This window comes from Pelatocladus sp. (assembly GCF_059505505.1).
This window is the reverse complement of the sequence record NZ_JCACKS010000240.1, coordinates 52491-65244: the sequence shown is the minus strand read 5'-3', so window position 1 is coordinate 65244 and position 12754 is coordinate 52491. Positions and strand designations below refer to the sequence as shown.

7 protein-coding genes are annotated in these 12754 nt (G+C 37.8%); all 7 read right to left on the bottom strand.

Going from position 1 to position 12754, the window contains the following annotated elements; all coding sequences use genetic code 11:
* Positions 1 to 194 precede the first annotated feature (194 nt).
* Positions 195 to 2054 (bottom strand): NAD(P)H-quinone oxidoreductase subunit F, encoded by a 1860-nt coding sequence (locus AC5JMK_RS24075; protein WP_096677415.1) that lies wholly within the window; start codon positions 2052 to 2054, stop codon positions 195 to 197.
* Positions 2055 to 2543: 489 nt separating this feature from the next.
* Positions 2544 to 4160, bottom strand: a complete 1617-nt coding sequence (locus AC5JMK_RS24070) for a serine/threonine protein kinase (protein ID WP_495911193.1) — start codon at positions 4158 to 4160, stop codon at positions 2544 to 2546.
* 578 nt (positions 4161 to 4738) lie between these two features.
* The gene (locus AC5JMK_RS24065; RefSeq protein ID WP_096677413.1) at positions 4739 to 5233 is read right to left on the bottom strand and encodes a pentapeptide repeat-containing protein; all 495 of its coding nucleotides are present in this window, start codon (positions 5231 to 5233) and stop codon (positions 4739 to 4741) included.
* Between the two features lie 115 nt (positions 5234 to 5348).
* Positions 5349 to 5966 (bottom strand): hypothetical protein, encoded by a 618-nt coding sequence (locus AC5JMK_RS24060; RefSeq protein ID WP_096677412.1) that lies wholly within the window; start codon positions 5964 to 5966, stop codon positions 5349 to 5351.
* 67 nt (positions 5967 to 6033) lie between these two features.
* On the bottom strand, positions 6034 to 8064 hold the full coding sequence (locus AC5JMK_RS24055; RefSeq protein WP_096677411.1) for a serine/threonine-protein kinase: 2031 nt from the start codon (positions 8062 to 8064) through the stop codon (positions 6034 to 6036).
* A gap of 799 nt (positions 8065 to 8863) precedes the next feature.
* Positions 8864 to 11362: a DUF3769 domain-containing protein gene (locus AC5JMK_RS24050; protein WP_096677410.1), complete on the bottom strand. Its 2499-nt coding sequence runs from the start codon at positions 11360 to 11362 to the stop codon at positions 8864 to 8866.
* Positions 11363 to 11527: 165 nt separating this feature from the next.
* On the bottom strand, positions 11528 to 11644 hold the full coding sequence (locus tag AC5JMK_RS24045) for a photosystem II reaction center protein I (protein ID WP_009458972.1): 117 nt from the start codon (positions 11642 to 11644) through the stop codon (positions 11528 to 11530).
* Positions 11645 to 12754: the final 1110 nt, after the last annotated feature.

Here is a 12754-nt window from a genome sequence, read left to right as displayed (position 1 = left end):
ACCTTAATTTTATGAAGTTTGCTCATTATATTAAGGATTTTGCTTTTATACTGAGTGCTTAAGAAAAATCAAGTTTTCTTGGTACAATATCGCAGCCGATCAATAGGGGCATTGCAGATGACAACAAAGGGAAGATGCACATTTGGTATAATCTCTCGAATCCTTGCTGTATTAGGATTATAGAATATGCATCTTTAAAACATCATGTCTAAAAACTGATTTCCCCAGTAGGGCCAGGTGACGAATATTCCTAAAACACCGACTCCTAAAAGAACAGTGAAGGCATAAAATTGGGTTTGTCCAGAGGTACTATATTTGAGACTTTCACCACCACCAATAGAAGCTAAACCAACCATGTTAACAATGCCATCAACTACAAAACGATCAACAATGTCGGCGAGTTTAGAAAGGAGATCAACACTCAAAACAATGCTCATTCGATAGAGTTTGGGAGTGTAAAAATCGTAAGCAATTAAATCTTGTAAACCTTTCCAAGGTAGGCGAATTGGTTTTGGTACATTGCCCAAATAAATTACAGCACTAATACTGCAACCAAAAATACTTGACCAAATTAAAAGTAGTGCAACATCTTTATTTAGGTCAGCCCAACTTGGTAAGAGTGATAAACTCTGCAAAATTAAAGGAAGATGCAAAGTAAAGCCCAGCAAAATCATCATTGGTAGCGCCATTTGCCAACTAACTTCGGGCGATCGCTCACTCATTTGCTTAGACTTACCACCAAAAATCAGACAGAATTCTCTAGTTAAACTAAAAGCAGTCAAAGCATTAACTGCTATTACTATTCCAATTAGCCAAGGTTTTGTTGTCCACAGTCCATCTGCTAATTTTAATAATGCCCAAAAGCTACCCAAGGGCGGAAAACCAATTAGCCCTAAAATACCTACTACATAGGCTAATCCAGATATTGGACGACGTGACCATAGTCCACCTAATTGGGTAACATTTTGAGTAATACTGTTCCAGATCACAGCCCCTGTACTCATTACTAGCAAAGCTGCACTCAAAGCGTGGGTAAGTACTAGCAACAGCGCAGCTTCATCTTGCTCTGTACCTACGGCGATAAATACCAAACCCAAGTAGGCACTAACAGAATAAGACAAACAGCGTTTAATATCAATTTGAGCGATCGCAATCAAAGAAGCACCTACTGCTGTGATTGCACCGATACCAACCATCGCCATAGAAACTATCGGCGACAAACTAAAAACAGGTTGTAGTTTAATTAGCACCCATGCACCACTAGCAACCACCACCGAGTTACGCAAAATTGTACTGGGAACAGGCCCTTCCATTGCCTCATCCAACCACAGATGCAAAGGAAATTGGGCGCACTTACCCATTGGCCCAGCAATTAGTGCTAAACCGACTAATGCAATTAGTATTGGATCAACATTAGCAGTCGCTGCCCACTCGGCTAATTCTGTATAATTCCAAGTTCCTGTGAGAGGCCAGATTCCCAGTACTCCCATTAACAAGAATAAGTCGCCTACCCGTTTAGTTAAGAATGCATCTCTCGCACCAGTGACTACTAAAGGTTGGCTAAACCACAACCCAACTAACAAGTAGGTTCCTAGAGTCAGGACTTCCAAAATTACATAGCTAAAGAATAAATTGTTACACAAGGCAAGGGCGCATAGTCCCGCTTCAAACATTCCCAACAAAGAATAGAAACGTCCCCAACCCCAGTCCATTTCCATGTAGCCAATGGCATAAATCTGTGCTAGCAAATTTAAGCCAGAAACTACAATCATTGCGCCCACACTGATTGAGGATATTTCTAAATCAATGGACAGGTTTAAACCCGCAGTATTCAACCAAGGTATAAATACTTGATAAGCTGGCTGGTTCCAAGTTGCAGGAAATGCTAAAACAGCGTGAATAAACGCTAAAAATGTCATGATCAAATTGACATAACCTGCTGGTCTTGGCCCTGTACGCCTAATAATTCCCGGCGACCAAGGCACAGCCAAAAGCCCACCTATTAAGGCATATAAAGGTATTAACCAAACCGTTTCAAGTAGGAACTGAGTCATTAACTCACCTCTAAATTTACAGCAAAACCAAATGGCGGTTGTAAAAACACAACCGTTACTTCCAGACAACGTTGCTATGGGAGTTCAAACAAATTTATATTTGTTTAATCTTGTTAAAATATAGATTATCCTTAATAGCTCTCAAAATGGAATTATTTACCTAGACAATTCAGCGATAGTTACTGTAAAAAATTCTTATATGTTTTTATTAAATAGTTATTATTGAGTTAAATCTATGATACGAGATATTACCTCAATTTTTTATTTGCGTACTTTTACAGGCAAATATCAGATAATACAAAAAATGTCAAGTATTAAAATACTATGGTAACTATTAGTTTTAATTTATAAGTTGTTTTAAAAGCCATAACCCGCCGAGAAATAAATTTCAGGGCTAACAGCAAAACTCCACTTCAAGTGGACTAAAAGATTTTGAAGTGGTCTTCAGACGACTTAAGCTATAAGCCAAGAATTAAAATTCTTGGCAGTTTATAAAGATTTTACAAAACAACTAAATAGATTGAAATATTTACCAAATAACTTAAATAGCCAATATATAACAATAGATTGTTCTTGCTTGAGCTTTTTTAGTAGCTTATGTAGAATTTGTGGTTTAATTTTTTCATATTCTGTTTTCAAAATAGTTTTGCTTTCTCTAGGCGAAATCAGAGTATTGAAATTTTGGCTATGCTCTAACCAATCTTTTAGTTGCTGACGCTGGCTTGCTGTGAGAGTTAGAGTAATCACGTTAACGCACACTTTAGGATCTTCCAATGCAAAGAAAAGTAAATGATAGTAGCCAGTATTCGCTAAATTTTGTACTATTTTTTGTCCTTTAATATCTTTTAAATCTAAAAAACAAGATAACCATCTTGTTAATTGAACTTGAACATCAGATAAAACTGTTATCCATAATACCATTGGATATAAATTTTTTTTTAAAACAAATTCTGTAGAATTATTTTTGTCTAAAAATTTATTTATTTCTTTTTGAGATAACATTGCCCAAAAAGTAGGTACATTTCCATATTGTGTGAGTAGTAAATGTGGAAAACAAATTGAAGCTATTGGTTTATTTTTCGGCCAAGTCTTCTGTAAACAAATTTTTTCGGATAATGAAGTTACGGGTACTAATTGTACTAATTCCTGAGTTTGAATATTTTTTTTGGTGTCAACAATAAAATTATTAGATTGACGCTGTAACTGTTCTAAGTTTAATAATATTTGGTTAACATTTGCGGGGCGATCGCCTACTTCTTTCGCCAAGCAACTCATTACTAATTTTTTGAGTTCCTTGGGTATATTCTTCTGAGGTGCCACCTCTTCAAATAGAGGTGGTATTTCAAAGCGATGAGCTTGATACCATTCACCAAAAGAATTACTTTTTATTTGGAATGGATGTTTGCCTGTTAGCATTTCAAACATTAACACTCCTAAGCTGTAGATATCAGAACGCACATCTAAGAGTTTGCATCCTTCCATATGTTCTGGAGAACAATAAGGTAAACTACCAATAAAAGATTCAGCTAGTGCCATACCAGAACGATCAGTTAAAAATTTAGCAATTCCAAAATCTAAAATTTTTACATTATTTTCAATAATAAATATATTTTCTGGTTTAATATCTCGATGAATAACTGGACAAATCTCCCCTTTAATACTTACACCTTGATGAGCGCATTGTAAACCTAAACAGATTTGATAACAAATTTCTAAAAATTTTGAGAGTTTGAAAGACTCATTTTTGAGAATTTGTTTGAGATTTTTTCCTTGTAGATACTCCATAACATAGTAGGGAATTTTATCTTCAGTCACACCATAACTAAATACTCTAGCTATGTGTTTACTTTTTCGTCCTAGTTGAGCGCCAATGAAAATTTCTTTGGCAAAGCGTTGAGACAATTGCTGATTAGCCAAATTCATTGACAAAATCTTAACTGCAACTGGCATACCACCTTTTGCAATATCTTCTGCTAGGTAGACTCTACCCATCCCACCTTTGCCAATTATATCTCTGAGGAGATAACGATTGTTGAGAAACTTGCCAATGTAAGCATCTGGTTCTGTTTTTTGTATTGTTTTGTGATTCACTTGATTTTGCAACATAAAATAAGTGCTTTCCCAGGTATTAATCAACTTAAAAATAAAGTATAAATTTACTATATTCTTGTATAAGCAAAAAAATATAGTTATTAAAACTTGCTTATTTAATATGAAACACAAAATAAATAATTGTAAAAACTGGACAAAATCATATTGCCAAAATATGTAAATACTAGTAAGACTGGTTTAACATATTTATGACATGACAAGTATGAGAAATTTTACTGAAACTCAGCAGTAGTTAACTAATTCTTGTAATAAGATAAGTGGATACACTGAATTAATGATGAGATTAAAGTTGTGAGTGGATTAATTGTTGATGCTGATTGTTCCAACAACTAACAATCAATCATCAACATTTAGGAGCATCCCAATTTTTTCAATATACCGCGCTTGGGTTTATTTTTTTAGCTAATAGCACAAGTCGTCTGAAGACGATTTAAACAAATTAAACTAAGAATTTTTCGTCATAATTTTAGGTATGTAGAGACGTTGCACTGCAACGTCTCTACAGGGTTTAAATGTCAATTGATTTGTCTTATCCGAACCGTATTGTTCCAACAACCACTAACCAATAACTATTACTTACACTCTAAAGACTCTTTGGTAGACACACCAGTTTTAGAATTTACACCACTTGCTTTAGCACAAAGTTTTTTCAACTCAGGGCCATCTAAAACCGCATTGGTGAAATCAGTACCTGTAATGTCAACATTATCAAAAGTGGAATAGAGCAACATTGCATCTGTAAAAACTGCATCACTTAAATCAGCATTCCGGAAATCAGCTAGATAAGCAATACCATTGGTAAAATCAGCGCTATGCAAATTTGCTTTTTCTAAGTATGCACTATTAAAAACAACACCACGTAAATCAGCATTGCTAAAATTAGCCTGATCCAACTTTACCTTGGCAAACTCCTCACCAATTAAAGTTTGACCAGAAAAATCTGCATTACTCATTGGTTTATAGCCTGCAAAACGGCTGCTAGAAAATTTTGCTGCTTCTGCTGACAGGGGAAACAACAGCAGCACGATCGCTACGATAAAGGCAGCTAATACTCGCCAAGACTTCATAATGTTAACTTAATAAATCTCAATATTTACACCCTTCATTATTAAACATTATGGGTTCAAGATAACTTCCAAACCAGTCATCCTCTAACAGGATTTTGGATTTTGGATTGATCAATTAGCGATCGCCACTCATTACCCAGCGCCAATTATAGCGATTCCACTCGTAAATACCCTGAATTTCATACTCAGCACCGTTATTAAAGCGAACAATGCAATTAATACAAGATCCATTGCCATTTTGAATTTCATCAACTTGAATGACAAGGCAAGGGAACCATTCCCGTGGACAAGGGCCATTATCTTGTACCCATTCCCACAGTGCATTGCAGACTTCAATGCGATCGCCCACTTTTAGGTTTAATATATCTTCAGAAGAATATTGATTAAAATGATAAGGCTGAATGCGGTTGAGCCATTGTAAACCGTAGCGATCGCGAATAAATTGTACCTCTCCAGAGTTATTTTCACGTAGCCAGTCATTTAATAACTGAGCTTTCCATGAAAAGTCTTGTTTCTCTTGTGCTTTAATATACCGCAAAAAACTTTGTAACTCTTGCGGTGTCAACTCATCTAATGGGTTAGGTTGATCTGATAATTCTAGATCACAGTTGCCTTGAATTTGCTCTACTACTTGCAGTAATATTTGTTTTTGCATGTCAGTGAGAGGGCAGTTAGCTGTTTCACAGCGATTAAAGGCTGTTTGCAATACTGCTTCAATCTCATCTGGTTTCATAGGTAAACAGCGATTAACGGGCTAATTGTTCAAATCCTATAGATTATTTATCGTATCGTATTGTATTTCACCCCCCTGCTACAGGTGTAGTAGGTAAAATCGTTTTTTCTGGATTTGGCTCTTCAGTTACAGATGTCGCAGGTACAATTGTTTTTTGCTGGTTTGGCTCTTGAGTTTCAGGTGTAGTAGGTACAATTGTTTTTTGCTGGTTTGGCTCTTGAGTTTCAGGTGTAGCAGGTACAATTGTTTTTTGCTGGTTTGGCTCTTGAGTTTCGGGTGTAGCAGGTACAATCGTCATCTGCTGATTTGGCTCTTGAGTTTCGGGTGTAGCAGGTACAACCATCATTTGTTGATTTGATTCTTCAGTTTCGGGTGTAGCAGGTACAATCGTCTTTTGCTGATTTGGTTCCTCAGTTTCAGGTATTGTAGGTACAATTGTCATCTGCTGATTTGGCTCTTGAGTTTCGGGTGTAGCAGGTACAACCATCATTTGTTGATTTGATTCTTCAGTGCTGGATTTAGTAGGTTGTGGATTACTCTCGATTGGAGATGGGGATGGCTGTGATTCACTTTCGGGTGTTGGAGGCTTAGTAGATGGTTGAATTTCCCCCTCCGTTACAGTTGGAGTTGGAGTTGAAGTTGGCTGTGATTCACTTTCAGGTGTTGGAGGTGTAGTAGATGGTTGAATTTCCTCTTCCGTTGGTGGGGGGGGTGTTTGGGACTCGCTTTCAGTTGGAGGTGGAGGTGTAGATGGTTGAATTTCCTCTTTGGTTGGAGTTGGAGTTGGAGTTGGAAATGGTTGTGATTCGCTTTCAGGTGTTGGAGGTGGTGTGTATAGTTTAATTTCTTCCTTAACAACAGGTGGAGATGATTTTGTTTTGTTTTTGGTTGGGGATGGAGATGGAGTTGGTGCGATCGCAGGCTGATTTGATTCACGCTGCGGTGTGAATATTGATGGTGAAATTGTCGGTGGAGTCGTAAAGAAATTTTTGCTGCGTTTATTCGCTGGTGTTGATGGTGAAGGTTTTGACTTGTTTTTGATCGTTTCTACTGCTGGACTGGTGGTTTTGGTTGGTTGATTTTCCTGCAAATAAAATGGTAAAAAACGCTCCCCAATAATCACTAAACTAAACCCAACCCCAATCAAACTAAATAACCCCAAAGTTCTAATTCCTTGAGTCTGGGGTTTACGGGACGATGAACTAGATGAATTAGATGAACTAGATGATGTTTTGACTTTAGCTGGGGGTATTTGCTGTATTGTTGATGGTGGCGACAATGATGCTTGGAGTGCTTGCAAGGCTTCTGCTGCTGTTTGATATCGCTCTTTGAAGTTACAACGCACCATTCTGGTTAAAATATTTGCCAACTCATTGCTAGTATTAACCAAATGACTCCAAACCACTTCTCCATCCAAAGGATCAGTGGGTAGCTTACGTGGTTGTACACCTGTTAAAGCTTGAATTCCTAGCATTCCCACTGCATAAACATCGCTACACAGCCTTGGTTTACCATTGGCTTGTTCGTTTGGGATGTAGCCAGGTGTGCCGATGACAATAGTAGAGTTTACCTCACCTTCGGTATTACTTGCTAAACTTTTAATTTCTTTAACGGAGCCAAAATCGATCAAGACGATTTTTCCGTCTTGACGACGCATAATATTTTGCAATTTTATATCTCGGTGGATCACACCATGTTCATGGACAACCGCCAAAACTTCTAGTAGTTCTTGTAAGAGTTTTAGTACTTGAGCTTCACTGAGCTGTTTACCAGGAATAATCTCTGTAGTTAGATCGTGTCCATCTACAAATTCCTGTACCAAATAAAATTCCTCATTTTCTTCAAAATGAGCTAAAAGTTCCGGAATTTGGTCATGACGCTTGCCTAGTCGATACAGAATCTCTGCTTCTTGGTTGAATAGCCTTTTGGCAATCTGCAAGATTTCTGGATTAGGGTTGCGAGTTTTGAGATGCTTAACAACGCATTGGGGATTGCCAGGTAAATCCATATCTTCAGCAAGAAAGGTATCACCAAATCCGCCGCTTCCCAGCTTCTTAAGGATTCTGTAGCGATTCCGGAGAACTTTGCCGAAGAGCATCAGCTTTACCTAAACGCAATTTACATGCCCATTATTGGGCGATAACTCTATTAATTTTTACAAAAAAAGTCTTTTTAAGAAACTTATTTTGAGAGGATCTTTAAAAATGTTATTGCATGTTCTTAATGGCTAGATTGGGAGCCATTGTTACTAATATACATTGCTGCAAAGCTTGGATTTAAGTATTTTTACTTGATTATCCATGTAATTTCAATCTTCATAAATCCCATTTTATTAGCATTTTTGTGCCAATCAGAGCAAAATTCGGATATTTAAAGTATATGAGGTAAATAGAAAATATATAGTTTTATTTTTTACAAACAAAAAAATTATACTGCATTAATAAATATCTATATATCAATTTTTTGTCATATAAATTCTCTATAGAACGAAGAGGCAGGGGATTGGGGATGAATCAGTTATCAGTTATCAAATTAAACTGAAGTTCCCTAAACCAAAAGATAGATAACGCCTCTCAAACTATTATCTGGCAATGGATAGAAACTTTTACACCTGGCTTACTGTACCCATGTAAAGTCTTGTTTTGCTCGTCAGATATGTTTTATACTGAAAACAAAATATGCCCAACATCGAGAATGCAAGATAAATTCTTAAAATCTTTACCAGGAAGCTGTTTTGGGCATTATCAATAAAAATGTACTCAGTAGTAATAAATGCATAACTAGCTGTAAATAAGGCTGGGTATGACTTTGAGTGTTTTCAAAATTTATTTTTTGGGGTAACTTCAAATTAAACTGTTAACTGTTAACTGTTAACTGATTCATCACCAATCCCCTGCCTACTCTGACACACCACCGACAACAGGTTTAACTTCCGAAAATGGATTAGTGCCACCAGTCCAGTTAAAGTCGCTAATGCGGAAGCTAATTCCACCTAATTCGAGTTCTGGATTGTAACGCAGGGTAATACCATAAGTACGACGATTGTACTGTAAAAAATAGTCTGTACTGGTGTTTTCTCCAGTATCTAAATTAACTGATGCTTGAATACCAACAGTGAATGGACCATAAATTTGCTGTGTAATCCCCGCAGTCAAGGTTCTGGTATCAACAGCACGGTCAAATAAGAAGGGAGACTCACCACTATCAAGACCTTGGGAGTAACGAATATTAAAATTAGTGTAGTCGAAAAAAGATCTGGAAAAATGACCAATTTGTCCTTCTAAACCAATTGTGCCAATCAATGTGCTTTGGTTATCTCCGTTCGTGTAATAACTGGTAGTACCAGTCAAACCACCAAATGCTCGGAGGTAGGGAACTACGGGGTTAGGTGTGTATCGTAAACCTTCAGTAGCGGTGGGTGGTAAGGGTTTACCTTGCCATAATAATAATCCTCCATTCAGGGCGGCGCTAGCTTGGAGACGACCAAGGGAGACACGATTATTATCTCGGATAGTTTCTAGCAAATCTTCGCGATCAGTGTTGGCAGTGATATACTGAGCGCCTGCTTGGTAGCTGAGATTTAATCCAGTTTTACCGAGAGGAATGATTGGGGAAATAATGAGGCCGCCAAAGGTACTTTGAACAGTTTGATAACCAAGGCTACCGTTGTAGAGGCGATCGCGATAACTATATTCTAATGTTAAATTATGAGGGTAGCGAATATCACCTATTTGTTGCCGCAATCGTAAACTTGCCTTGAGGTTATCTTCAACATCGCTCAAGTCAAAACTAGTTAATGTCCCAGAACCTTCAACTGTTGTCCGTGGACTCAAAGTGCCATCAAGTGATGTTTTTAAACCAAACAGCGAGGGAACGTTACTAAAACCGTCCTCCACAGTCTTTTGAGCGAAAAACTGAGGTGTCAGACTAAAACGAAAATTCTCGGAATTTATCGGTTCCAATTTGCGTTCTATAAATACACCACCACGCTGATCCCCATCAAAACCAAAAGCAACTAATCCAGGCGTAGCATCTCGTTCTCTGCGGTCAATCACCTGCTCGTTTTTGGGAATAGGTACACTTACACGTCGGTCAAAAACTAAACGTTGATTCCGAGTACGAACACGGTCTTGCAAAGGTGATTCTCGTGTCAATGTCACTTTGTCAGCACGTAATTGCAATTCTGGTGGTGAAAAGGGATCATTGGTGAGCGTAACATCTGATGCTTGCCAGCCACGGGGATAAAAATCAATGCGTGCAGCTTCAAAGCGGACTCGCCGCACTTGTCCTCCCTGTTCGGGTTTGGGTACATTACTCGCATTTGTTCTACTACCAAAGCCAAAGTTAACTTCCCCTGGACTACTTACCCCAGTCAACGGTTGATTGCTTCTGATGCGATCGCTTGGTGGACGTGCTGGTACTCCCCCTGCTGTGGCGTCGGTAGGCAAAAAAGCAAAATCTTGGTCGGCTGTGGGTAGAAAAATCTCACCACGACCAGCGATCATTTCTCCATTATCCTGAACAAAATTATAGGTAAATCGCTGTCCACGTATTACTTGGTCGCCTCTGGTTAAAGCGACATTTCCTTCGCCCACAGCAATTAAATTGTCTAAACTAACTTGGATGCGATCAGCATCCACCACCGCTCCATCAAAACGGACAACAACATTACCGACTGCTGTGACTACTCGTCTTTGTTCATCATACTCCTGGTTATCTGCAATTACTTCTATAACTCTCCTTGTTTCTGGTGTGTTTGGTGCTGGTGCTGGTTGTGGAGTTTGGCTGGTGAGGTTGCGAGTTTTAAATTCTATAGTTGCTGTTTGGTTGTTGGTGGTTGTGGATTGGGTGTTGGTTGGTTGTTGGTTAGCAAGATTAAATTTGATTTTGATGGGTTGTGCTGCTAACTGGGAAGTCTGGGAATTTTGGGTAGTGTGATGATTTTGTTTTGACTGGACTAGTTGTTGAACCAATAACTGTGATTTTTTCTGAGATTGGTTCTTACTATTTTGGATTTTTTGGACAATTTGCTGTTTGGTTTGTTTTTGTTGACTAACGTTATTAGTGTCTTGAGAAACCTGTGGCTGTTGTTGTGAGTAGCCAATAGATAAGGGTTCTCCTAGTAAAACTGCACTCGTTTGAGCAATATTTAAAGGTGAAAATTCTGCTGAGAATGTTTCCGGTGTAGAGATTGTGGGTGGAGTTTGGACTACCGATGACTCATCAGGTGCAGACTGATGTCGCAGGTTAACTGGTTTTTGTTGGGAATTTTCTGCATTCGCCTGTTGTTTTGGGAAATGCAATTGGCGATCGCTTGCAGCTATGGCTGGCAGATTTTCTGCTAGTAATGGTTCAACAATAGCAGGTGGTTCGGGCGGCAGAACGGTATGAAACATGTTTCAGCACAATCTAGCAAACGAATAGCCAAAATTAATAGCCGGAAGGACTAATCTGGCTTTTACCTTCCGACTTTTACTTTCTGTTTAACTTTTTAGCAGGCCGCCTCAACAGCGTCTAGTGTTTTTTACCTGACGGTAATTATGGATAATTTAGTCTTAATCTTACTCGAAGTCCCGACGACCAGGGTTACGAGCAGGGTCATTTGACAAAAATCCAAACACAAACAGAGTGATAAAGAAGGCAACAACTATATATACAACGATTTTTAAAGTCAGCATTGAGTATCTCCTTTGAGTATGAAAAGCTTTCCGTATCTGCCATACAGATTTAGATAGCTCCTTTATCTTACCCAAATCTCATCCCTTTTTTGGAGAACACTAGCATAAATTGAGTAGATGAACTCCGCAACAAAACTGAGTGTAAGGCGATATCGCCTGATTAGCTGACTTCTTATCTTGATAGATGCGCCTTGCTAAGGAGACGTTGATGCCCAGTAGATGTTTCCAGACTGAGATTTATATCTTGCACTAGCTTTTCGTATCGCCAAAAATAAACGTTGGTAGGTTATCTCGAAGAATCAACTGTTTTCACCATCACCACAACTCATAACTTCATCAAAAAAACATATAAAGTCAAATTGAATAAGTAAAGTGCCATTTTGCTTTCTCGTTTAGGCATACTGCTTACTCAAAAAGCCATATTGTTTACTCGTTTCGATATATCGCGCACTCATTTAGGCATATTGCTTTCTCATTTCATTAGAATCAGTAAGCAAACAGGTAAATTCAGATTTTGCACCAGCTTTTCGTCCAACCAAAAAATAAGCAGACTTTTCGCTATGAGACTGCGATTGAAATTGCAGGCGGGTTTTTTTAACTCTATATATTTTGCAATTAATAAAATTGATTGAATAGACAAAATATTGATACTTATAAGTATCTAAGTTGAATCAAAAATTTTAAACCATTGTGTTTGTTTAAATCTAATTTCAATACAACCTCATGCAACAATAATTGACATATTTTTATCTTGCATGGCAAACTATTTACAAGATACATATACTCAACTTATAAAATGTAATTCTACAAAGCACATATCAATCACTTTAAATTAGGTTGAAAAAACAATTAAAACCCAAGGGTATTTCATTCTTAACAGTTGCTTGAATATGTTTAGAACCAAGAGTATTTCATTCTTAACATAACCCGCCCAGAAATAAATTTCCAGGCTCATAGTAAAACTCCACTTAAAGTGGACTGAAAAATTTGCGAGTCGTTTTTAGACGACTTAAGCTATAAGCCAAGAATTTTAATTATTTGCGGACTAAACGAGAATGAAATAACCCTGGGATTAGGCGTAGATTTTACACGAAAAATATTATGTGAGCG